This window comes from Vogesella sp. LIG4 (assembly GCF_900090205.1).
GTDB lineage: Bacteria > Pseudomonadota > Gammaproteobacteria > Burkholderiales > Chromobacteriaceae > Vogesella.
In genome coordinates this window covers 1,772,733-1,795,904 of the sequence record NZ_LT607802.1, presented here as the reverse complement: position 1 = coordinate 1,795,904, position 23,172 = coordinate 1,772,733, and the positions used below count along the sequence as shown (strand labels likewise).

21 protein-coding genes are annotated in these 23,172 nt (G+C 67.6%); 12 read left to right on the top strand and 9 right to left on the bottom strand.

From position 1 onward, the window contains the following. The first annotated feature begins 217 nt into the window (after nt 1-217). The 8 genes from tauA (at nt 218) to PSELUDRAFT_RS08345 (ending at nt 7,274) form a co-directional block, all read left to right on the top strand. Complete coding sequence (tauA, locus tag PSELUDRAFT_RS08380; RefSeq protein ID WP_231895336.1) at nt 218-1,201, top strand: taurine ABC transporter substrate-binding protein; 984 nt, start codon at nt 218-220, stop codon at nt 1,199-1,201. A 1-nt stretch (nt 1,202) separates the two neighbouring features. After that, nucleotides 1,203-1,985, top strand: coding sequence for a taurine ABC transporter ATP-binding subunit (gene tauB / locus PSELUDRAFT_RS08375; protein ID WP_088966413.1), 783 nt, complete (start codon nt 1,203-1,205; stop codon nt 1,983-1,985). Continuing rightward, the gene (gene tauC, locus PSELUDRAFT_RS08370) at nt 1,982-2,821 is read left to right on the top strand and encodes a taurine ABC transporter permease TauC (RefSeq protein ID WP_088966412.1); all 840 of its coding nucleotides are present in this window, start codon (nt 1,982-1,984) and stop codon (nt 2,819-2,821) included. The genes tauB and tauC overlap by 4 nt, the downstream gene beginning before the upstream one ends. A 49-nt stretch (nt 2,822-2,870) precedes the next feature. Continuing rightward, on the top strand, nt 2,871-3,704 hold the full coding sequence (tauD, locus tag PSELUDRAFT_RS08365; protein WP_088966411.1) for a taurine dioxygenase: 834 nt from the start codon (nt 2,871-2,873) through the stop codon (nt 3,702-3,704). A gap of 95 nt (nt 3,705-3,799) precedes the next feature. Next, entirely contained in the window at nt 3,800-4,615 is an 816-nt protein-coding gene (locus PSELUDRAFT_RS08360) for a MoaF C-terminal domain-containing protein (protein ID WP_088966410.1), read from the top strand. 50 nt (nt 4,616-4,665) lie between these two features. Further along, nucleotides 4,666-5,454, top strand: coding sequence for an SDR family oxidoreductase (locus tag PSELUDRAFT_RS08355; protein ID WP_088966409.1), 789 nt, complete (start codon nt 4,666-4,668; stop codon nt 5,452-5,454). 139 nt (nt 5,455-5,593) lie between these two features. Next, nucleotides 5,594-5,911 (top strand): cupin domain-containing protein, encoded by a 318-nt coding sequence (locus PSELUDRAFT_RS08350; protein ID WP_088966408.1) that lies wholly within the window; start codon nt 5,594-5,596, stop codon nt 5,909-5,911. 325 nt (nt 5,912-6,236) lie between these two features. Beyond that, nucleotides 6,237-7,274, top strand: a complete 1,038-nt coding sequence (locus tag PSELUDRAFT_RS08345; protein WP_088966407.1) for an ABC transporter substrate-binding protein — start codon at nt 6,237-6,239, stop codon at nt 7,272-7,274. 54 nt (nt 7,275-7,328) lie between these two features. Here PSELUDRAFT_RS08345 and PSELUDRAFT_RS08340 read toward each other — a convergent pair whose 3' ends face one another. Continuing rightward, a complete protein-coding gene (locus PSELUDRAFT_RS08340) occupies nt 7,329-8,117 on the bottom strand; it encodes an SDR family NAD(P)-dependent oxidoreductase (RefSeq protein WP_088966406.1) in 789 nt (262 codons plus the stop codon). A 134-nt stretch (nt 8,118-8,251) separates the two neighbouring features. Between PSELUDRAFT_RS08340 and hpaR the strand changes: the two genes are divergently transcribed. Further along, nucleotides 8,252-8,728: a homoprotocatechuate degradation operon regulator HpaR gene (gene hpaR, locus PSELUDRAFT_RS08335; RefSeq protein ID WP_088966405.1), complete on the top strand. Its 477-nt coding sequence runs from the start codon at nt 8,252-8,254 to the stop codon at nt 8,726-8,728. A gap of 841 nt (nt 8,729-9,569) precedes the next feature. Here the strand turns inward: hpaR and PSELUDRAFT_RS08330 are convergent. The 5 genes from PSELUDRAFT_RS08330 to PSELUDRAFT_RS08310 all read right to left on the bottom strand — a co-directional run bounded on the left by PSELUDRAFT_RS08330 (nt 9,570) and on the right by PSELUDRAFT_RS08310 (nt 15,373). Further along, complete coding sequence (locus PSELUDRAFT_RS08330; RefSeq protein WP_088966404.1) at nt 9,570-10,157, bottom strand: DUF3156 family protein; 588 nt, start codon at nt 10,155-10,157, stop codon at nt 9,570-9,572. Continuing rightward, a complete protein-coding gene (locus PSELUDRAFT_RS08325) occupies nt 10,138-11,649 on the bottom strand; it encodes an APC family permease (protein WP_088966403.1) in 1,512 nt (503 codons plus the stop codon). The genes PSELUDRAFT_RS08330 and PSELUDRAFT_RS08325 overlap by 20 nt, the downstream gene beginning before the upstream one ends. An 86-nt stretch (nt 11,650-11,735) precedes the next feature. After that, nucleotides 11,736-12,446: a LuxR C-terminal-related transcriptional regulator gene (locus PSELUDRAFT_RS08320; RefSeq protein ID WP_088968436.1), complete on the bottom strand. Its 711-nt coding sequence runs from the start codon at nt 12,444-12,446 to the stop codon at nt 11,736-11,738. A gap of 34 nt (nt 12,447-12,480) precedes the next feature. Continuing rightward, nucleotides 12,481-13,812, bottom strand: coding sequence for an aspartate aminotransferase family protein (locus PSELUDRAFT_RS08315; protein ID WP_088966402.1), 1,332 nt, complete (start codon nt 13,810-13,812; stop codon nt 12,481-12,483). A 61-nt stretch (nt 13,813-13,873) separates the two neighbouring features. Then, entirely contained in the window at nt 13,874-15,373 is a 1,500-nt protein-coding gene (locus PSELUDRAFT_RS08310; RefSeq protein WP_088966401.1) for an aldehyde dehydrogenase family protein, read from the bottom strand. A gap of 631 nt (nt 15,374-16,004) precedes the next feature. Between PSELUDRAFT_RS08310 and PSELUDRAFT_RS08305 the strand changes: the two genes are divergently transcribed. Beyond that, a complete protein-coding gene (locus PSELUDRAFT_RS08305; protein WP_088966400.1) occupies nt 16,005-16,949 on the top strand; it encodes a helix-turn-helix domain-containing protein in 945 nt (314 codons plus the stop codon). Nucleotides 16,950-17,077: 128 nt separating this feature from the next. Here the strand turns inward: PSELUDRAFT_RS08305 and PSELUDRAFT_RS20000 are convergent, their stop codons facing one another. The 3 genes from PSELUDRAFT_RS20000 to PSELUDRAFT_RS08290 all read right to left on the bottom strand — a co-directional run bounded on the left by PSELUDRAFT_RS20000 (nt 17,078) and on the right by PSELUDRAFT_RS08290 (nt 21,295). Then, nucleotides 17,078-18,775 carry a methyl-accepting chemotaxis protein gene (locus PSELUDRAFT_RS20000; RefSeq protein ID WP_157725066.1) on the bottom strand — a complete coding sequence of 566 codons (1,698 nt, stop codon included), beginning with the start codon at nt 18,773-18,775 and terminating at the stop codon, nt 17,078-17,080. A gap of 1,173 nt (nt 18,776-19,948) precedes the next feature. Further along, a complete protein-coding gene (gene hpaA, locus PSELUDRAFT_RS08295; RefSeq protein WP_088966398.1) occupies nt 19,949-20,857 on the bottom strand; it encodes a 4-hydroxyphenylacetate catabolism regulatory protein HpaA in 909 nt (302 codons plus the stop codon). Between the two features lie 3 nt (nt 20,858-20,860). Then, complete coding sequence (locus PSELUDRAFT_RS08290; protein WP_088966397.1) at nt 20,861-21,295, bottom strand: heme-binding protein; 435 nt, start codon at nt 21,293-21,295, stop codon at nt 20,861-20,863. A gap of 259 nt (nt 21,296-21,554) precedes the next feature. Here PSELUDRAFT_RS08290 and PSELUDRAFT_RS08285 point away from each other — a divergent pair, with 259 nt between their 5' ends. Then, nucleotides 21,555-22,319, top strand: a complete 765-nt coding sequence (locus PSELUDRAFT_RS08285) for a fumarylacetoacetate hydrolase family protein (protein ID WP_088966396.1) — start codon at nt 21,555-21,557, stop codon at nt 22,317-22,319. Further along, entirely contained in the window at nt 22,316-23,083 is a 768-nt protein-coding gene (locus PSELUDRAFT_RS08280; protein WP_088966395.1) for a fumarylacetoacetate hydrolase family protein, read from the top strand. Before PSELUDRAFT_RS08285 ends, PSELUDRAFT_RS08280 begins: the two co-directional genes overlap by 4 nt. The last annotated feature ends 89 nt before the right edge of the window (nt 23,084-23,172 follow it).

Below are 23,172 nucleotides of genomic sequence, written 5' to 3'. Positions count from 1 at the left end.
GCGCCCCCCCACCAGCAGGCCGCCAGCACCCGTGTCGCGTGCGGCGGCCGCTGCGTTCATGCGGCCAACCCTGGCGCCGCAGGCATCACGGCATCAGCAGTTTTTCTGCTATCGAAATCCGCCGCCGCCGATTTGTTTTTGCCAATTGCTTATTTCACGCCGTACCGGGTTTGCTTTTTAAATGGCTCATCACAAATGCCCTTTGAGGATGAGCATCATGACCCGACCGCAACTGCTTTCCCTGTTCGTTTCTCTGGCGCTGGCCGCCGGCACCGCCCACGCCGACGACGGCGTGACCATCGCCTTCCAGACCGGTGTAGACCCGTCCAAGGTGGCGCAGGCCGACGGCGATTACGAAAAAGCCACCGGCAAGAAGATCAACTGGCGCAAGTTCGAAAGCGGCGCCGAAGTGATTGCCGCGGTGGCCTCCGGCGACGTGCCGATCGGCAATATCGGCTCCAGCCCGCTGGCCGCCGCCGCCAGCCGCGGCCTGCCGATCCAGACCTTCCTGGTTACCGGCATCATCGGCGAGTCCGAGGCGCTGGTGGTGCGCAATGGCAGCGGCATCAGCAAGCCGGCCGACCTGGCGGGCAAGAAGATCGCCGTGCCCTATGTGTCCACCACCCACTACAGCCTGCTGGCGGCGCTCAAGCACTGGCAGGTGGATGCCGGCAAGGTGACCATTCTCAACCTGCGCCCCAGCGAGATTGCCGCCGCCTGGCAGCGTGGCGACATCGACGGCGCCTATGTGTGGGAGCCGGCGCTGGGCAAGGTGAAGGCCAGCGGCAAGGTGCTGACCAGCTCGGCCGAGGTCAGCAAGTGGGGCGCGCCCACCTACGACCTGTGGATCGTGCGCCAGGACTTTGCGCAGAAGAACCCGGACTTCCTCAAGCAGTTCGTGAAGGTCACCGGCAAGGTGTTCGAGCGCTACAACCAGAACCCGAAAGGCTTTGCCGCCGATGCGGCCAACGTGGACAAGATCGCCCGTCTCACCGGCAGCAAGCCGGAGGAAGTCACCGCCCTGCTGCCGGGCAACCGCTACCCATCGCTGCAGGAGCAGAGCGCACTGCTGCAGAAGCCGTTCGTGAAGGCGGTGAGCGATACCTCGGCGTTTCTGAAGTCGCAGGGCAAGGTGGACAGCCTGCAGGCCGACTACAGCCCCTATGTGACCAACCGTTTCGTGCAGGCGGCACTGAACTGATATGAGCCTGCTGCAAGTAGACCAGCTCGGCGTGCACTACCCCGGCCAGGCGCAGCCCGCGCTGCAGCAGGTGTCGCTGGGGCTGTCGGAGGACGAGCTGCTGGTGGCGCTGGGGCCGTCCGGCTGCGGCAAGAGCACGTTGCTGAACGTGCTGGCCGGCTTCACGCCGCCCAGCCAGGGCAGCGTGCGCTTCGACGGCCAGCCGATAACCGGCCCCGGCGCCGAGCGCGCGGTGGTGTTCCAGCAGGACGGCCTGCTGCCGTGGCTGGACGTGGCCGGCAACGTGGCCTTCGGCCTGAAGCTGCAGGGCGTGCCGGCCGCCGAGCGCGCCGCCATCGTGGCCGACACCCTGCAACAGGTGGGGCTGAGCGCCGCCGCCGGCAAGCGGGTGTGGCAGCTGTCCGGCGGCATGCGCCAGCGGGTGGGCATAGCCCGCGCGCTGGCCAGCCGATCGCGCCTGCTGCTGATGGACGAGCCGTTCGGCGCGCTGGACGCCTTCACCCGCGAGCAGATGCAGCAGTTGCTGCTGCAAGTGTGGCGGCAGTCGCGACGCGGCATCTTCCTGATCACCCATGACATCGAAGAAGCGCTGTTCCTGGCCAGCAGCCTGGTGCTGATGTCGCCGGGCCCGGGCCGCATCGTGCAGTACCTGCGGCCAACCTTCAGCCAGCGCTTCCTGGCCGGCGAGAGCGTGCGCGCCATCAAGTCCGACCCCGAGTTCATCACCCTGCGCGAGACGCTGCTTGCCAGCCTGACCCGCGCCCAGCAACAGGAGGCCGCATGAGCCAGCCCAGTGAACACACCCTGCCGGCAGCCGCCACGCCGGTGCCGGCCAGCAGCAGCCCACGGCGCCCGCTGGCCGCCTGGCAATGGAGCGCGCTGAGCATCGCCAGCCTGCTGCTGGGCTGGTGGGCGCTGTCCGCCAGTGGCCTGCTGCCGGCGCTGTTCCTGCCCTCGCCGGCCGCGGTGGCCGCCAAGTTCCACACCCTGGTCACCCAGGGCTATATGGACGCCACGCTGCAGCAGCACCTGGCCGCCAGCCTGCAGCGCATGCTGCTGGCGCTGCTGGCCGCGGTGGCGGTGGGGGTGCCGCTGGGCATCCTGATCGGCGCCTTTCCGCTGCTGCGCCACTGGCTGGACCCGCTGATCGAGTTCTACCGCCCGCTGCCGCCGCTGGCCTACCTGCCGCTGATCGTGATCTGGTTCGGCATTGGCGAAACCTCCAAGGTGCTGCTGATCTTCCTGGCAATACTCGCCCCGGTGCTGATCGCCACCAGCCACGGCGTGGCCAGCGTGCACCACATCCGCCAGCAGGCCGCGCTGTCGCTGGGCGCCAGCCGCCGCCAGCTGCTGTGGCACGTGATGCTGCCCGGCGCGCTGCCGGACATCCTCACCGGCATCCGCATCGGCCTGGGCGCCGGCTGGTCCACGCTGGTGGCCGCCGAGCTGGTGGCTGCCACCCGCGGCCTGGGCTTCATGGTGCAGTCCGCCGCCCAGTTCCTGGGTACCGACATCGTGCTGCTGGGCATCATCGTCATCGCGCTGGTGGCGTTCAGCCTGGAGCTGGCGCTGCGCCGGCTGCAGCGCGTGCTGACGCCCTGGCATGGCAAGGCGCTCTAAGTCAGGCCGAGCCACATCGAACCACCCGCTTTACCCGCAAGGAATCCCCATGAGCCTTCGCTTTACCCGCCTGTCCCCGGCCATTGGCGCCGTGGTGGAAGGCATAGACCTGTCCCGCCCGCAGGATGAAGCGCAGCGCGCCGCCATCGCCCGGGCGCTGCTGGATCACCAGGTGCTGTTCTTCCGCCAGCAGGACATCAGCCCGCTGCAGCAGCGCGACTTCGCCGCCGCTTTCGGCGACCTGCACGTGCACCCGCTGTACCCGAAGATCGCCGACATCCCGCAGATCATGGTGCTGGACACCGCGCAGAACGACCTGCGCGACAACGCCATCTGGCACACCGACGTCACCTTCATCGCCACCCCGCCGCTGGGCTCGGTGTTGGCCGCACGCCAGCTGCCACCCTACGGCGGCGACACGCTGTGGGCCAGCGGCACCGCCGCCTGGCGTGCGCTGTCGCCGCGCATCCAGCAACTGCTGGACGGGCTTAGCGCCACGCATGACTTCACCAAGTCGTTCCCGCTGGAGCGCTTCGGCCACACGCCGGAGGCGCTGGCGCGCTACGAGGAAACCCGCCGCACCACCCCGCCGGTCAGCCACCCGGTGGTGCGCACCCACCCGGTAAGCGGCGAGAAGGCGCTGTTCGTCAGCGACGGCTTCACCACCCGCATCAACGAGCTGGAACCGGCGGAAAGCCAAGCGCTGCTGAGCTTCCTGTTCGCCCACTACGCCCGCCCGGAGTTCAGCGTGCGCTGGCGCTGGCAGCCGGGCGACGTGGCGTTCTGGGACAACCGCAGCACCCAGCACTACGCGGTGGACGACTACCGCCCGGCGCACCGCATCATGCACCGCGCCACCATCCTGGGCGACCGCCCGTTCTAGCCACCTCATCCCTACGGTTGATGGGCCGCCCGGCGGCGGCCCGCTAGATTGCTGCCATCGCCCCGCCGGGGCTTGCACACGCGATGGAGCATTCAATGGAACAGCAAGCGGTATTCATCCAGGTCGGCGCACTGGCCGACGGTTTCGCCCCCGACAACAACACCCTGCCCGCCTGCAGCGAGCTTGCCGGGCGCAGCTTCCAGCTGCTGGACGCCGCCGGCGCCGCCTGCACGCTGAGCTTCGCTGCCGACGGCAGCCTGACGCTGCACGACGCCGGAAGTGACATCAACGCCCCCTGCCGCGTCACCTCGCTGCGCAACAGCCTGTACTTTGTCGACTGCCTGCCGCCGGTGCCGGCCGCCTCCTCGCTGAGCCTGGTGCTGGACCTGGCGCGCGGCCTGTACACCCGCGTGGACGGCCAGCTGCCGGACGAAGCCGCCACCCGGCTGGACCCGTTCCGCCGCGTGGCGCAGGGCCTGGAGCTGACCGCCGTGAACACCCGCATCAGCCACGGCACCGTGGACCATGCGGCCAACCCCGGCGAGGAGCTGCACCACGCCACCCGCGAGCTGATCGGCATGCGCAACCAGTACCGCTACAGCCGCACCGAGTGCTACGAACACATCTACCTCAACGACAACTTCTACGCCTGGCAATGCCTGCAGGGCGTGGAACAGGGCCTGGCCGACGTGGACCGCTGCCACTACATCAAGCTGGCCGAGCAGCTGTACCTGTTCGTGTGGCGCGAGAAGATCATCCCCACCCTGGGCGTGGTGCTGATCGACCTGGCGCGCGGCAAGACCGACGGCAAGATCGTCGGCTACCAGGGCGGCGACTTCGGCGTGCTGTCCAACTTCGCGGTGGGCGCCAGCGCCCAGGTGCTGAACACCACCCGCCACGCGCTCGACTGAGCGGCACCCAACCCGTAAGGCGCCAGCCTGCCCGGCGCCGGAGACTCCGCATGCTGAACCCCTGCTACACCCCGGATTTTGCCGGCCGCGTGGTGCTGGTCACCGGCGGCGCCCAGGGCATAGGCCGTGGCATCAGCCACGCCTTTGCCGCCCACGGCGCGCGCGTGATCATCGCCGATCTGCAGGCCGACAAGGCCGCCGCCACCGCTGCCGAGCTGAACGCTGCCGGCGGTGACGTACACGCCTACGGCATCGACCTCGCCAGCCACGACGCCATCGGCGAACTGCTGCACAACGTTGGCCGCACGCATGGCCGGCTGGACGTGCTGCTGCACAACGCCGCCTACTTTCCGCTGACACCGCTGGCGGACATCGCCCCGGCGCTGCTGCAGCGCACGCTGGCGGTGAACCTGTCGGCACTGTTCTGGCTCACCCAGGCGGCGCTGCCGCTGCTGCGCGTGCGCGGCGGCCGCATCCTGGCCACCTCCTCGGTTACCGGCCCGCGCGTGGCCTACCCGGGCCTGGCGCACTACGCCGCCTCCAAGGCCGGGGTGAACGGCTTCATCCGTGCCGCCGCGCTGGAACTGGCGCCGCACGGCATCACCGTCAACGGCGTGGAGCCGGGCATGATACGCACCCCGGCCATGGCCAACCTGGGCGATGCGGCGCTGAACGCCGGCATAGCCGCCGGCGTGCCTCTGGGGCGGCTGGGCGAGCCGGCGGACATCGCCGCCGCCATGCTGTTCCTGGCCTCGGACGCCGCCGGCTACATTACCGGCCAGACCATCGTGGTGGATGGCGGCGCCACGCTGCCGGAATCGGCCGCCGCGCTGCCCTGAGCGGCGCGCAGCACGCTGGCGCGATAGGTCCGCATATCGGCGCCGGCGCCCCCGGTCAGGCAGCCTGATGGCCGCCACAATGGCGGCTGTTCTTGCCATGCGGCCAACGTCGGCTGCCACCACACCGGAGAGATTCACCATGAAGCAACTGATCCGCGCCCGCGACTTCACCGCCAGCCGTGCCTGGGGCGCCCGCGACATCGCCAACATCGACGGCGCCAGCGCCCGCCTGCACTGGACCGACCAGCCCTACCACTGGCACGTCAACGACGGCGAGGAGCTGTTCGTGGTGCTGGATGGCACCGTGCGCATGCACTATCTCGACACCGAGCGCCGCGAGCAGGTGCTGCTGCTGGAAACCGGTGACATCTTCCACGCCGCCGCCGGCTGCGAACACGTGGCCCACCCGCAAGGCGAGGCGCGCATCCTGGTGATAGAGCGCGCCGGCAGCGAGTAAGCCACGCGCGGCAGCAGCCGGCCTCTTTGGATACGTTAAAGTTATCTTATGAATAGCTTTTAAATATTTTGGCTATACAACCCCGCTCCGTAGACTGGCCTGGTCAAACCGCTGACCAGGCGCGGGTTGCGATGCCACCACCATTGCCACCCACACATCGCGGGCGCCCTGCCCGCCATGCCCACGCACCCCGCCTCCCTGCCAGCCGCTTGCCGCCGGTACCCGGCCCGCGCCACCCGCCAGCCGCGCCGTCTTCCTGTCTGCAGCACATACCAGACCCCAGCCACGGGGCAGCCGCCTTACACACATTCAAGGAGTACTTTGCATGGACAAGTTCATCCCCCACCTTGCCGCGCTGGGCATCATCGCGGCATGCGCCCCGGCGGCCATGGCCAAGGACATCACCGTGGTGTCCTTTGGCGGTGCCAACAAGGAGGCGCAGATCGCCGCCTACTACCAGACCTTCGAGAAAGCCAGCGGCAACAAGGTGACCGCCGGCGACTACAACGGCGAAATGGCCAAGATCAAGGCCATGGTCGATGCCCGCCAGGTGAGCTGGGACGTGGTGGAAGTGGAAGGCCCGGAACTGATGCGCGGCTGTGAAGACGGCCTGTTCGAGAAGATCGACTGGAAACAGGTGGGCAACAAGGCCGACTACCTGAAACCGGCGGTGGCCGAATGCGGCGCCGGCATCTTCGTGTGGTCCACCGCCATGGCCTACAACGCCGACATCCTGAAAACCGGGCCGCAGAACTGGGCCGATTTCTGGAACGTGAAGAAATTCCCCGGCAAGCGCGGCCTGCGCAAGGGCGCCAAGTACACGCTGGAATTCGCACTGCTGGCCGATGGCGTGAAGCCGGCCGACGTGTACAAGGTGCTGGGCACCAAGGCCGGTGTGGATCGCGCCTTCAAGAAGCTGGATCAGCTGAAACCGAACATCCAGTGGTGGGAAGCCGGTGCCCAACCGCCGCAATTCCTGGCCTCCGGCGACGTGGTGATGAGTTCGGCCTACAACGGCCGCATCGACGCGGTGCAGAAGGAAGGCAAGAACCTGAAAGTGGTGTGGACCGGCAGCATCTATGACGTGGACTTCTGGGCGGTGCCCAAGGGTACGCCCAACGTCAAGGAAGCCATGGCCTTCATCAAGAACGCCGGCAAGCCGGAAAACCAGGCGGTGTACTCCAACCGCATCGCCTACGGCCCCACCAATCTGAAGGCCGTGCAGAAGGTGGACGCCAAGACTGCGGCCAACCTGCCGACCTGGCCGGCCAACCTGAAGAACGCGGTGGCACTGGACGTGAACTTCTGGGTGGAGCACGGCGAGGACCTGGAGCAGCGCTTCAACGCCTGGGCAGCACGCTGATTGCTGCTTTACACCTGAAACAGGCCGCACCAGCTGGTGCGGCCTTTTTGTTGCCTACAAGCGCTCGAACGCCAGCGTCGGCACATCCACGATGCTGGAGCCACCGTCGGCCACGATGCTGGCGCCGGTAATGATGCTGGCCTCGTCCGACACCAGGAAGCGGCACACGGCGGCAATCTCGTGCGCCTCGGCCGCGCGCCGCAGCGGCACCTCGGCGCTAACGCGGTTATAGGCGGCGTCCAGGCTTTCGTCGTAGTGCGCCATCAGCGGCTGCATCTCCTCGTCCGCCATCGGCGTGCGCACCCAACCAGGGCACACCGCGTTCACCCGCACGCCGTGCGGGCCGTAATCGCGCGCCAGCGAGCGGGTAAGCCCCAGCAGCGCATGCTTGGCGGTGGTGTAGCCGCACACCGCCGGCCCGGCCGCCAGCGAGGCAATGGACGCCAGCAGCACGATGCTGCCACGGCTTTGCTGCAGCGCCGGCAGGCAGGCACGGGCGCTGGCGAAGGCGGTGCCAAGGTTGGCCGCAAGTGCCTGCTGCCAGGCCGCATCGTCGGTGTCGGTCGCACTGCCCAGCCCCATGCCGCCGGCGCAGGCCACCAACGCGTCGATGGCGCCGTACTGCTGCAGGATGCGCGGCAGGAACTGCTGCCAGTCGGCGCCGCTGGCGGCATCGCCCACCAGCACCAGGCCACCGCTGGCCTGCGCCACGCGCTGCAGCGGCCCCTCGCGGCGGCCGATCAGCACCAGCTGCGCGCCCTCGGCGGCAAAGCGCCGGGCGCAGGCTTCGCCGATGCCGGTACCGGCGCCGGTAATCACGATGACCTTGTTGTGTAGCGACATGTGGCTCTCCTTGTAGACAGAGCCCCAGTCTGCCGCCGCCGCCGCGACAGCGGCATCAACCGGAGGGATGAGAGGCATGCCAGCGCGCGGCACAACTGTTAAGATATTCAACATTTGCAATCCGGCACGACTTCATGGACACCCAGCGCCCGCATCAACACCGTCTGCCGCAGCACCTGCTGCGCGCCCGAGAGGCCGTGATGGCCTATTTCCGCCCGCTGCTCAACGGCTTCGGCCTTACCGAACAGCAGTGGCGCATCATGCGCCTCCTGGACGACCGCGGCGAAATGGAGGCCGGCATGGTGGCCGACCTCGCCTGCATCCTGCCGCCCAGCCTCACCGGCATCCTGGTGCGCATGGAAAAGGCCGGCCTGATCCACCGCCGCAAGGACAAGAACGACAGCCGCCGGCTGATCGTGTCGCTATCGGAAGAAGGCCGCGCGCTGACGCAGCAGATCTCGCCACTGTCCGCCGCCTGCTACGAGCAGATCGAACAGCACTTCGGCGAGGACAAGCTGGAGCAGCTGCTGACCCTGCTTACCGAGCTGGAACAGCTGCCGGCACCCGCCGCCCAGCCGGCCACGCCGGAAGAAGAAACCGCCGTCGACTGAACCGGACAGCACGTAGGGCGGGTTGAACCAACGGTTCATACCCGCGCAAGCCGCCAACGTCGCGCGGGTATGGCCTGCGGCCAACCCGCCCTACGGCAGCTACACCCGACAATCCCCCAGCTTCACAAGCAGCAATACGTAGGGCGGGTTGAACCAGCGGTTCATACCCGCGCACAGCCAGCCACCCCTCACGGGTATGGCCTGCGGCCAACCCGCCCTACAACAGCCCCGCCCTACAACAGCCCCGCCCTACAGCAGCCCCGCCCTACGACAGACCCCCACCAGACGATTAGACCCACAAAACAAACAGCAGGACCGAACCGGCGTGCCCCAATCCCGTTGGCGCGAGCCGGGCAAAATGGTGCGCCCCAGGTTTTAAGACGCCGATCTGTTTGAGTCCCGAGCCGTTAGCGAGGGGCGAGTTCGGCGGCGCCTGGGGCGTGCCTTTTTGCACGGGGTTTCGAGCAGCCGCCGGGGAGCCGGGGATTGTTAAGGGGGCCGCGGTGGCCCCCTTAACCTGTCCGCCGGGCGGAACCGACATCAAAATCAACATCCGCGCAGCGGATTCCACACCCAAGACAGCACCACCAAACCAACCCGGTAAACGTTGGGCCTCGCTACGCTCAACCCAACCTACGCACCGCACGCAAGCTACGCGTTGAACCGGGCACCACGTAGGGCGGGTTGAACCAGCGGTTCATACCCGCGCAAGCCGCCAACTCTGCGCGGGTATGGCCTGCGGCCAACCCGCCCTACGGCAGCAAATAGCCCGGACAAGCTGCACGCTAAAACAACAAGGGCGCCGCAGGCGCCCTTGTTGTTTGCAAAGTGAAAACGGAACTCAAGCCGCCAGCAGCTGCTGACAGGCCCGCAGGCTCTGCAACAGCGCCTGGCGCTGCGGCGCGATCAGCCGGATGTAGCGCCGCATCGGCGGGAAGTTGCTTACCACCTCGCTGGCGCCGAAATGCTCGATGCACAGCTGCCAGCGGCCATCCTCCAGCCGCAGCTCGCAGCGGCGGAAATCCAGCGGCAGCAGCGCCGCCTGCAGCGCGGCATCGTCCTGCAGCCGGTGGGCGATGGCGGCCAGGCTGCCGTCGTCCGCCCCGGTTACCTGGCAGGCAATGCCCTGGCGGCGCAGCGCACCGGTGTGGCGGATCACGATGCGGCCAACCTCAGGCGCCAGCGTATCCACAGCCAGCGCCAGCGGCAGGCGGAACTCGCAGCTGACGGTGTGCGCCAGGAATACCGCATCGGTGCGCTCGCACACCGAGAACGCCAGCCCGTCGGCGCTGCGGCAGGTCAGCGCGGTGCTGCCGGCCGGCTCGCACTCGGCCCCCAGCTCCAGCCGCAGCCGCGCCAGCGTGGCGCCCGGGCGGTAGCCACGCGGCGGGCGCTCGCGGCGCAGCCAGTCAACCAAGCGATGCAGCACGCTTCAGTTCCTCGTCGATCAGCGACTCATGGCCGGCGGCCTTGCCGAACTCTTCTTCCAGGATCGCCTCGATCGCCACCGGGCGGAACGGGTGCACCTTCTGCACGAACACCGTCCACACCAGCGCATACACCGCGGTGAGGCCCAGCATCACGCCGAACGGCACGTAGATGTCGCGGCTGTTCATGCCCGGCGGGGTGATGAACCAGATGGCGATGAGGATGCCGACGCTGGAGATGATCTGCGGCAGCGGGAACCACGGCGAGCGGTAGGCACGCGGGAATTCCGGGCGGCGGATGCGCAGCAGCGCCACCGAGATGTTCACCAGCAGGTAGGCCACGCCCCAGGCACACACCGCAGCCAGTACCAGCGGCATGATGCGGTCGAGGTCGCCGTGGATGTACCAGGCGTGGGCACAGGGCACCACCACCGCCACCAGGATGCCGAACAGCGGCGTCTTGAAGCGCGGATGCAGGTAGGCGAACACCTTGGGCAGCGCGCCATCCAGCGCCATGCCGTACAGGATGCGCGGCAGCGCGGCGATCAGGGTGTTGATGGTGGCGGCGCCGGCGAACAGCAGGCCGATGCCCAGCCAGATCTTGCCGAACGGGCCCATTACCTGGCCGGCGAAGGCCGGAATCGCCATCGGGGTATCCAGCAGGTGCGGGCCGGCGAGGTTTTTCGGGTCCATCGGCACGTTGGCCACCTGGTGCACCATGGCGGCGCCGTAGATGAACATGGTGGTGGCCACGCCGGTGAGGCCCAGCTTGGCGGCCAACGGAATGTTGCGACCGGCCTTCTTCAGCTCAGGCGCCAGCGGCGTCACCAGCTCGAAGCCGACGAACATGAACATCGCCATGCCGATCAGGCTCAGCACGCCGCTGGGGTCGGACAGATCCAGCGGGCTGCCGAACCAGCCGTCCAGCTTCACCGCCGGCGCCTTGATTAGGCCGATCACGCCGAAGATGGTCAGCGTCGCCCACATCACGAAGGTGAGGATGATCTCGGCCTTGCCGAAGATGGTGATGCCCAGCGCGTTGAGCACGCCGAACAGCACCACCAGCCCCACGCCCACCAGCCAGGAGCTGCCGCTGCTCTCCATCATGGTGTTGAGGTGCTCGAAGTTCACCAGCGCCATGATGCCGGAGAGGATGGTCTCGGCGGTGCCGGCAAACACATGCACCAGCAGATAGGCGGAGATGGTGCCGGTAATGGCGAAGAAGCGCCCCATGCCACAGGAGATGTAGTCGTACACCGCGCCGGAGGTAGGCAGCATCGATGCCGCCTCGGAGAAGGTGGTGGCCTGCGCCTGCATCATGATCCAGGCGATCACCATCGCCAGCGCGAAGGTGCTGCCGGCCATGCCGAAGCCGCTGGTGACGGTGAGGATTACCGGGCTGGCCATCACGACGCCTACCGAGCTGGCCAGTGCCACCGGAAAGCCCACCACCCCCTGGTCGAGGTAGCGGGCAAGTTTCTGTTGAATAGTCATTGCTGGTGACTCCTAATCTGTTTCTCGCTTTGTAGCCGGCGCCTGTACTGGCTTTTTATGATGGCGCCGGTGCTGTTTGGCCTAGTTTAGCCGGCCATGTCCGTACCGTGTGCCAGGTCCAGAAACAGCCGGCTGGCAAGCTCGGTACGGTTATTCACGCCGAACTTGCGGTACAGGTGCTGCAGATGGGTTTTCACCGTCGGCAGCCCCAGCGCCAGCAAGCGGGCAATGGTCTTGTTGCAGGCGCCGTCGCGCAGCAGCAGCGCCACTTCGCGTTCGCGCGGGGTAAGCAGCACGCCCTCGGCCTGCGCCTCTGCGGCCAACTGCAGCGGCAGGTTACCGCTGGCCGCCAGCTCCAGCAGGCCGTGCAGCTGCTGCAGCGTGGCCAGCTCGGCACTGCCGAAGGCACCCAGCTCCTCGCCGCGAATCAGCGAGAAGCCGGCCACCACGCGGCCGCCGCGGCGCACGAACAGCTCCACCACGTCGGCCATGCCGTGGCGCGCCATGAAGCGGCCATAGCGCGATTGCCGCAGCGCGCCCTGCGCCACTGCCTCGCCCATCGGCATCACGCTGGTGCCATGGCCGAAGCGCGCCGGGTGCAGCGGGTCGCACTGCTGGTAGTGGGACAGATAGTGCTGATGCACCTGCCCCGGCATGCGGTGCAGCAGGTAGTGGCGCGGCCGCAGCTGGGCGTCCACCTGGTAGAAGGCGCAGGAAGTCACCGGCACCAGGCCGGTGACACTGGCGATGCAGCGCTGCGCGTAGTGCGCCACGGCGGCGGAGGCGGATGTCGTCATGGCGGCACTCCCGGCAGCGTTGCGGTTGGCGCGATCAGGCGCCGGCGAAGCCGGCATCCAGCGCGGCGACGATGGTGTCCAGCTGCGGCTGCTGGATCACCAGCGGCGGCGACAGGATGATCTTGGTGCCCACCGGGCGCACCAGCACGCCGTTTTCGCGCGCGATCTCCGCCACGCGGTTGGCGTAGCCGCCCATCGGGTCCACCGGCTCGCGGGTGGTCTTGTCCACCACCAGGTCCAGCGCCACCATCAGGCCCTTGCCGCGCACCTCGCCCACCGCCGCGTACTTGTCGGCGAACGGTTTGAGCTTGGCCAGCAGGTACTCGCCCTGTGCGGCGGCATTGGCCGGCAGGTTTTCCTCGCGCACGATCTTGAGGTTGGCGATGGCGGCGGCGCAGGCCACCGGGTGCCCGGAGTAGGTGTAGCCGTGCATGATGGCGCCGCCGAAGTCGGCGTTGGCCGCAAAGGCGTCCGCCACGCGCTGGTTCACCACCGTGGCGCCCAGCGGCACGTAGCCGGAGGAAATACCCTTGGCCAGGCACATGATGTCCGGTGCCACGCCCCACAGCCGGCTGCCGAACATGGAGCCGGAGCGGCCGAAGCCGGTAACGATCTCGTCGGCGATCAGCAGCACGCCGTACTTGTCGCACACCTCGCGGATCAGCGGCCAGTAGCTGGCCGGCGGCACGATCACCCCGCCAGCGCCCTGGATAGGCTCGGCGATGAAGGCGGCCACGGTGTCCGGGCTCTGGAACTGGATCTCGCGCTCCAGCATCTGCGCGCAGATTTTGGCCAGCTCTTCCGGGTCTTCGGTGAACGGGTTGCGGTAGGTCCACGGTGTTTCCACGTGGAAGCAGCCCGGCAGCATCGGCTCGTAGTTGCGACGGAACACGGTGTTGCCGTTGACCGAGGCGCCACCGAAGTGGGTGCCGTGGTAGCCCTGCTTCAGCGAGATGAACTTGGTGCGATCCGGCTGGCCCTTCACGCGCCAGTACTGGCGCGCCAGCTTCAGCGCGGTTTCCACCGCGTCGGAGCCGCCGCTGCTGAACGCCACGCGGGCCATGCCTTCCGGCTTCAGCATGTCGATGATGGTGGCGGACAGCTCCTCGGCGCGCGGGTGGCTGATGCCGTCGAACAGCTGGAAGTACTCCAGCTCGTCCAGCTGGTTCATGATGGCCTGCTTGATCTCGCTGCGGTTGTGGCCGACGTTGACGTTCCACAGCCCGGCCACGCCATCCACCAGCTGGCGGCCCTTGTCGTCATACACATGGCAGCCGTCGCCGCGCACGATGCGGATAGGTTCGCGGCGCTGCATCTCGTTCGGGTGCAGCATGGGGTGCCAGAAACGGGCGTTATCGTAAGACATGGCAAAACTCCTTCAGAAGACTGGGCCGGACAAGCCGGCAAGAAAGCGCGGTATTGCCGGCTTAATGCGCGATGCACACCGATTTGAGTTCGGTAAAGTTCTCCACCGCGGCGCGGCCGAACTCGCGGCCAACCCCGGATTGCTTGTGGCCGCCGAACGGCATGTTCGGGTCCAGCGGAATATGGCTGTTCACCCACACGGTGCCGGCCTGCACCTGCGGCACCACGTTCATCACCAGCGACAGGTCATTGCTCCACACGCTGGCCGCCAGGCCGTACGGCGTGTCATTGGCCAGGCGCACCGCCTCTTCCACCGTGTCGAACGGCATGGCCACCAGCACCGGGCCGAAGATTTCCTCGCGCACCACGGTATGGCTGTGATCGACATTGGCCAGCACGGTGGGCTGCACGAAGTAGCCCGGCAGGTCGGCGGCGGCGCCGCCGGCCAGCACGCGGGCGCCTTCGGCACGGGCGATGTCGAGGTAGCGGCATACCGACTGCTGCTGCCGTGCCGACACCAGCGGGTTGACCTGCGCGTTCATGTCCATGCCGGCGCCGATGCTCATGCTGCTCGCCGCCGCCGCCAGGCCTTCCACCACCTGGTCGAACTTGCTGCGATGGATGTAGATGCGCGAAGCGGCGGCGCAGACCTGGCCCTGGTTGAAGAAGCCGCCCAGCATGGCGCCCTGCACCGCCTTGTCCACGTCCACATCGCCGAACACCAGCATCGGGTTCTTGCCGCCCAGCTCCAGCGAGAAGCGGGTCATGTTGTCCAGCGCGGCGTGGCCCACGGTCTTGCCCACTTCAGTGGAGCCGGTGAAGGTGACCTTGCTCACCAGCGGGTGGCTGGCCAGCGCCTGGCCGGCGCGGCTGCCGCGGCCGGTGAGCACGTTCACCACCCCCGGCGGGATGCCGGCTTCCAGCGCCAGCTCGCCCAGGCGCAGCGCGGTGAGCGGCGTTTCGGTGGACGGCTTGAGCACGATGGTGCAGCCGGCGGCCAGGGCCGGCACCAGCTTCCAGATGGCAATCATCAGCGGGAAATTCCACGGCACGATGCCGGCCACCACCCCCACCGGCTCGCGGCGGGTGTAGGCGGTGTAGCGGGTGCCCGGCGGCACCGGAATCGACACGTCCATGGTCTCGCCGGTGATCTTGGTGGCCCAGCCGGCCATGTAGCGCACGTACTCGATGGCGGCGCCCACTTCGATGGCGCGCGAAATATGGATGGACTTGCCCTGGTTCAGGGTTTCCAGCTGCGCCAGCTCCTCGGCATGCGCTTCCAGCACGTCGGCCAGCTTCAGCAGGATGCGTTCGCGCTCCGCCGGGCGCAGGCCGGACCAGGCGCCGGAAGTGAAGGCGCGGTGCGCGCTCTCCACCACCGCGTTCACGTCGGCCTCGTCGGCATCGGCCACGCTGGCAATCACCTGGCCGGTGGCCGGGTTGCGCACCTCGATACGGCCACCGGCGCGCGCTGCCACCGCCGCGCCATCGATCAACAGGCCATGTTCCTTGTGCAGGAAGGCATTCACCTCGTCCAGCACCGGCACCAGGTTCTGATCCATCCTCATTCTCCTCATCTGTATTGACGCGATCCCGCGTTGCGGGGTTGGCCGCAAGCGCTGCCATGCGCCGCTGGCGCCGGCAGCCGACTCTGAAAACGGCCTTGATGCATATCAATGTACTCGGAGCCTCAGGACAGCCTTATCCCAAATCGGCAAACCCTGTCTGCCACCGCCAAAGCCACGGCCGGCAAGGCTGGCAGCCGCTTGTGGCCGGCAATCTGTAGCGCGGCGGTAACACTGCTGACATCGGCATGAAGCCTTGCTGCAACTGGCTTGCACACTGTCCGACAAGCAGATAGATAATATGTTAACTATTTTTTTCGATATGCCAGCCCCGCAGCGGTGACGGCGCCTGGCAGCTACGGGATACTGCGCTCAGCACCGCACATAAGGGTGCCCTGAAAACTCCGGTTTCTAAGCGAGACAAGGCGAGAATGACAAATTCCGACGCCGCATATAGTTGATATGTAAGGAGGAATTTTCATGAACAACGCAGTATCGCGACGAAAGCGGACGTTTTTCGGGGTGCCCGTAACAACGACAGACTCCCGCCAGCGGTAATAGCCACGGCGACAAGAGGATGCGGCCAACCCTGGCCGCCGGAAGAGACACACGCATTACGGAGCCCCCCATGCAGGCCCAGCAGCAGCAATTCACCGATGCCCAGCAGCACGCCTCGTCGCTGGCGCACTGGAACCAGGTCTACGACCAGATCACCGCCGGCCGCTTTCACAGCTCGCTGCAGCGGCTGAACACCGACCAGCTGGACATCTTTCGCGAAACCATCAACCAGCGCGTGGTGCAGCACGGCCAGGCGCCGGCCGACATGGTGCACTTCGCCGTGCCGCTGCACCTGTCGGTGCCGCTGTCGCTGCAGGGCTGCCAGGTGGGCGACAACGCGGTGATGGCGCTGCGCAGCAACGAGGAATTCGTATTCCACGTGCCGCCGCAGGTGGATTCGCTGCAGATCTCCATCCGCAACAGCGACCTGGAGGCACTGGCGCCGCAGCTGTGGCAGCGCCTGAGCCAGAGCCGGCAGCGCATGCCGGTGCTGCAGGTAAGCCCGCAGCAATTGCAGGCCACGCGCGAGCTGCTGCTCACCGCCTTCGAACAGGCGCTGCTGAACGCCGACCTGCTGAACTACGCCGGCAGCCAGAAGCTGATCCAGCACCAGTTCATCAGCCTGCTGCTGGACCTGCTGAACGACGTGGCGCCGGACGAGCGCCCCAGCCTCACCCACGCCACCCACAGCGACATCGTGCGCCGCAGCCAGGCCATCGTGCAGCACAGCCCGGACGAGCCGGTAACCGTGCTGGACCTGTGCCAGCAGCTGCGCGTGAGCCGCCGCACACTGCAGAACAGCTTCCAGCTGATCACCGGCACCACGCCGGTGGACTACCTGCGCTCCATCCGCCTCAACAGCGTTCGCCGCATGCTGCAGGCCGCACCGCAGCGCAACAGCGTGCGCGAAGCCGCCGGGCAATGGGGCTTCTACCACCTGGGCCACTTCTCGCGCGACTACCGCCGGCTGTTCGACGAGTTACCGTCGGAAACCCGCAGCCGCGCGCTGGCCTAGCACCCACCTACCGGGCACCCGCCCGGTTTTTTGTTGCGGCCAACCGCTGGCAAAAAAAGCGGGTGCCCGCAGGCACCCGAGGAGAGATAGCCGCCACAGTCCCCCCGTGGCGGCATGGAGAAATCTGTTCAGTCGCCGGCCACCCCCTGCCAGCGCCGTTCGATGGCGGCGCGCGGAGGGGTGGGCAGGAACTCGGCCAGGAACTGGTTGATGGCGGCCAGCAGGCTGGCGTTTTCCGGCTGTGCCGCCACCGCCGCGCAGTACTGCCACGGCGCGGTATCCAGGCTGGCGGGCAGGATGTCCAGCCGGCCGCGCCACGGGCTGGCGGCATCGCTGGCTGCCCAGTGAAAGATGGTGCGCTCCACCGCGAAGGCATCCACTGTGCCCTCCGCCACCGCGGCGTGGATGCGGCCCTGGTCGGAGAACAGCAGCAGATTGCCCAGCTGCACCCGCCCGCCCGGCAGCTCGCGATTGGCCTGCCAGCGCACACCGGCGGCCTGCAGCGCCGCCAGCGCGCTGGGGTCGTTGCCCACGCCCAGCACCTTGCCGGCCAGATCGTCCAGGCCGCGGATGCGCGTATCACCGGCACGGCGCACCAGCACGAAGGGCGTGCTGCAGTAGGGCTGCGACAGCCACAAGCCCGGCAGGCCGATGCCGGCCGGCAGCGCGCTCCACATCAGGTCGGCCGGCGCCTCGCCCGGCTGGCGGCCGAAGTACAGCAAGTCCGGGCACTGGTCCCAGCTGTGCTCCACGAACTGCGGCTTTACCCCCAGCCAGCCGGCAAAGGCCGTGGCGTAATCGATGTCCAGCCCCTGCAGGCCCAGCCCGCCGCGCGGGCGGAACGACAGGCCGACAAAGGCCGGCTCCACCGCGATACGCAAGCTGCCGCGCTGGCGTATCGCCGTCAGCCTTTCAAAGCCGGCCTCCAGTGGCAGCTGGTTGGCGCGCAGCAGGCTGCGGGCAGCATCACCGCGCTGCTGCGCGGGCTGCGGCAGCGCCGTGCCCAGTGCCTCGGCAATGTTGGCCGCACGCTCGGCCTGGCCGCGCAGCAGTTCGGCGCGGCTGGCCACCTGCGGCGCCGCCTCGGCAATCAGCTTGTTGGTGTCGTCCAGGCTGAGGATGTTGCCGCCCAGCGCGTCGAACAGCCTGCCCAGCTCGCCCAGCTGGGTGCCCAGTTCCACGGTGAGCGCCGCCAGCTTGGCGTCGCTCTCGCTGACGATGTGCGCCACCTGCTGCTGCACCTCGCCCAGATCCATGTGCTGCATCGCCAGCGCCGAGCTTTCCAGCGTGCGCTGCGCCAGCCGGCGCACTTCGTCCGCCACCACCGCGAAGCCGCGGCCCTGCTCGCCGGCGCGCGCCGCCTCGATGGCGGCATTCAGCGCCAGCAGGTTCACCATCTTGGCGATGTCACCGGTTTCGGCGATCACCCCCAGCGCCTGCCCGGCCTTGGCATCGATCAGCGCCACCGCCGACGCCAGCTCGCGGCGGATGTCGCCGGCCACCCGCTCCACCTCGGCGGCCAGCGCCTGGCGCAGGGTGTCGGCAATGTCGGCGCTCTGCCGCACCTGGCCGGCGGACTGCCCCAGCGCCCGCTGCATGCGCGCGCTGCGTTCCTCGATTTCCGCCACCACCTGCGCCTGGGTGGACAGCCCGCGCGCCACGCTGTGCTGCATGAAGGCCACTGTATGCAGCAGCCGCGCCAGCAAGGTGTCGTCACCCGCCTCGGCCGTGTCGGCGGCGAGATGCGCGGGCGCATGCAGCGGCGCCAGCGGCAGCAGGCTGGCAGGGTCGGGCTGACGGGGCTGGCGGCGGAATACGGACAACACGGCATTCTCCTCACGGGGTGGCATGGCGCGGGCAGTATCGGCCGGGCGGCGGGCGGGGGTGTATCCGGATTCGGCAAATCGTGGGGGTTGGCACGCATTGCTTGCGGCCAACGTTGGCCGCCTCGCGGGCGGGGGTCGAGTCGCAGGTTGGGTTGAGCGTAGCCAAGCCCGACGTTTACCGGGTTGCTGTTGTGGCTTGATCTGGTTTTCTTGAGTCGAGTAGGTGTGGAATCCGCTACGCGGATGATGTTTGAAGTCGCCGGTTCCGCCCGGCGTACGGGGAGGGGGGCGTGCCGCCGCCCCCCTCCACCCCCGCTCGCCCCTTATGGTCCGCGAAACCCCGCCAAAAACGGCACCCGCAAGGCGCGGCCGAACTCGCCGCGCGCTAACGTCGCGCGGCTCAAACAAAGCGGCCGCTTAAAACCTTGCGGATACCGTTTTTGCCGGCGCTCCCCGTGGGGCAATCGGGCGCTTCACAACGTTGGCCGCATACCTTATGCGTGCTTGTGCGGCCAACGTTTTTGTTCCGTCTCTACGGGTGGCGCCGCCAACGGTAGGGCGGGTTGAACCAACGGTTCATACCCGCGTACATCCAGCCATCTCACGCGGGTATGGCCTGCGGCCAACCCGCCCTACGACCTTCCCCCCACCCGACAATCACGCCCACAAAACAAACAGCAGGACCGAACCGACTTGCCCCAATCCCGTTGGCGCGAGCCGGGCAAAATGGTGCGCCCCAGGTTTTAAGACGCCGATCTGTCTGAGTCCCGAGCCGTTAGCGAGGGACGAGTTCGGCGGCGCCTGGGGCGTGCCTTTTTGCACGGGGTTTCGAGCAGCCCCGGGTCGCCTTTTCTTTGGGTACTTTCTTTTGGCGAAGCAAAAGAAAGTACCCCGTGCGCCGGGCGGAACCGGCGACTTCAAATCAACATCCGCGCAGCGGATTCCACACCCAACCAAACAAGCCAAGCCAAGCCACAACAGCAACGCGGTAAACATTGGGCTTCGCTGCGCTCAACCCAACCTACGCGGCTGATGCGGCCAACCATTCAGTACGTAGGGCGGGTTGAACCAGCGGTTCATACCCGCGCACAACCAGCCACCTCTCGCGGGTATGGCCTACGGCCAACCCACCCGACAGCCTCGCCAAAGCGCAGCGCTGCGCAGCGGAACGCCCTACTCCCCCTGCCGGTTGGCCGCCCGGTAATCGCTGGGGCTGTGGCGGGTGTCGCGCAGGAAGAAGCGCGAGAAGTAGGCCGGGTCCTTGAAGCCCAGGTGGTAGGCGATCTCGTTGATGGAGGACGCCGAGAAGATCAGCAGCCGCTTCGCCTCCTGCAGCAGGCGGTCGTGCACCAGCCGTTTGGATGGCAGGTCGGCCAGCCGGCGGCAGATGTCGTTCAGCCGCGCCTCGGTAACGCCGATCTGCTCGGCGTAGCGCCACAGCGCCCAGTGCTCGCGGTAGTGCTGCTCGATCAGCGCGTTGAAGCGGTGGTAGATGTGCAGGTCTTCGCGGCGGAAGTGCTGGTTGCTGCCGGCTTCGCTCGACAAGCGCAGCAGGCTCACCAGCAGCAGCTGGGTGATGCCGTGCAGCGCGGCGTCGCGGCCCTCGCCTTCCGCCATGTATTCCTCGCCCAGCAGGGTGAACAGCTGCGGCAGGCGCTCGGCTTCGCGTTGCAGCTGCGGCGGCACCTTGCCCAGCTCCACGCAGAACGGCGTCATCAGCCGCGCCTCGGTCTCGTGGCGCGGCAGGCCGGCCAGCAGTTGCCACACCAGCTCCTGGCGCACGGTGAGCACGTGGCCGTCGGCGTCCTCCTCGGTGATGAAGGCGTGCGGCACGGTGGGCGGGGTGAGGAAGAACAGCGGCGCGTCGGCGATGTACTGCTGCTCCTCCAGGTACAGGCGGATCTGGCCGCTGTCCAGGTAGTGCACCTGGAAAAAGCGGTCGTGGCGGTGCACCGGCATGTTGCGGCCGAAGAACTCCGCCAGCTTGCCGAAGCGCTCGTAGGACACCTCGGCCGCGGCGTAGCGGCTGTCGTACTCCTTGCCGATGTCGATATTGGGAATCGGCGTGCGCTCGCGGGCCATGCACTAGCCCTGCGGCAGGATGGCGGCGAGGCCGGCCTCGGCACAGGCGATGTCCTGCGCCTCGCTGGCGCCGGAGATGCCGATCGCCCCGATACGCTGGCCGTGCAGCATGATGGGCAGCCCGCCGCCGAAGCCGGCAAAGCGCGGCCGGCCGTACAGCCCGGCGCGCACCGCCTCGCTGCGCTCCGCCAGCCGTGCGTCCCAGGCGGCGGTGGGCAGGCCGAAGCTCACCGCGGTGTAGGCCTTGTCGATGGCGATGTCCACCGAATGCAGCGGCGCGCCTTCGCAGCGCAGGAAGGCCATCAGCACGCCGCTGTGGTCCACCACCGCGGCATTGACCGTCACGCCGAGATGGCGGCCGTGCGCCACCGCGGCTTCCGCCGCGCGCATGGCGGCCTGGGTGGTAATGGACTGGCAGCTGTGGGCTAGCGGGTTCATGTCTGTCTCCTGGATGCTGGGTTGTGGTTTTTTTGACCATGGCAGATGGCGCCCCGGTTTGCTGCGGAAAGTACCGTTTTCCCCGGTGAAAGTACACGCCGTCTGGCGGCATAGTGGCAGCCATGTGCCCGGTCATGCGGCGGGTGGTGTTGACAATGCCGTCCGCCGCGCCGTATAAATTTAACATGTTAACTAATTTGCAGCAGCAGGCGGCCGGGGTTGGCCGCAAGCCTGCGCATCACTGAGTAGAGGAGCAAGCATGGCGCGAGGACGCATTCTGCTGAACCGGCAGGCACGCGGCGTGACGCTGCAGGCGGATGGTTCGCTGCTGCTGGACAACGGCAACCCGCTGCTGGATGAGCCGCAATGGCTGGCGCCGGTGACCGGCACGGTTTACGGCGCGGCGCTCAACCACCGCTCGCTTGCCGAGTCGCTGGCCGCCGCCTTCGAGGACGCACCGTACAAGACCGCCCCCAGGGCCCCGGTGCTGTTCATCAAGACCAGCAATACCCAGATCGGCCACGGCGCGGCGATTCCCTTCCCCGCCGGCGTGGCGCGCATCCAGGCCGGCGGCGCGCTGGGCGTGGTGATCGGCAAGCAGGCGCGCAAGGTAGCCGCTGCCGAGGCGCTGCAATACGTGGAAGGCTACACCGTGGTGAACGAGGTGAGCCTGCCGGAAGACAGCTTCTACCGCCCGGCGGTGAGGGCCAAATGCCGCGACGGCTTCTGCCCGATCGGCCCGTGGCTGGTGCCGGCCGCCGGCATCAACCCGGCGGAGCTGGAAGTGGAAACTTATGTCAACGGCGCGCTGCGCGAGACCAACCGCTGTGCCGACCTGCTGCGCAGCGTGCCGCAGCTGATTGCCGACGTATCCGCCTTCATGACGCTGGAGCCGGGCGATCTGCTGATCGCCGGCACCCCGCTGCGCAGCGTGGACCTGCAGCCCGGTGATGTGGTGACCGTCGCCATCGCCGGCATCGGCCGCCTGGAAAACCCCGTCATCGCCGAGGAGGCCGCACGATGAAACACGCCCGCATCCGCTACCAGGGCAACATCCACCACGTACTGGTGAACGACGACCACAGCGTGAGCGTGGCCGGCCAGACGTTGGCCGCAGACACGGTGGAATGGCTGCCGCCGGCACAGGGCACCGTGTTCGCGCTGGGGCTGAACTACGCCGACCACGCCGCCGAGCTGGCATTCAAGGCCCCCACCGAGCCGCTGGTCTTTCTCAAGTCGCCATCCACCCTCACCGGCCACAACGCGGTGTCTGTGCGCCCGGACAACGTGGCCTACATGCACTACGAGTGCGAGCTGGTGGTGATCATCGGCAAGACCGCGCGCAATGTCAGCCGCGAACAGGCCATGGACTACGTGGCCGGCTACAGCGTGTGCAACGACTACGCGGTGCGCGACTTCCTGGAGAACTACTACCGCCCCAACCTGCGGGTGAAGAACCGCGACACGCTGACCCCGATCGGCCCGTGGTGGGTGGACAAGGCCGACGTGGCCGACCCGGCCAACCTCACCCTGCGCACCTGGGTGAACGGCAAGCTCACGCAAGAGGGCAACACCCGCGACATGGTGTTCGACATCCCCTTCCTCATTGAATACCTGAGCAGCTTCATGACGCTGTCGCCGGGCGACATGATCGCCACCGGCACCCCGGAAGGCCTGGCCGATGTGGTGCCGGGCGACGAGGTGGTGGTGGAGGTGGAAGGCGTGGGCCGGCTGGTGAACAGGATCGTCAGCGAAGCTCAGTACGAAGCCAGCCGGAACCGCAGTTAACACGCTTTCTGCGTTGTTGCGCCGCCTTGCCGTACTACTTGTACTGTCTGCGGCGGCGCGCCTAGCAGAAAACGTTTTTCCAGCGGTCC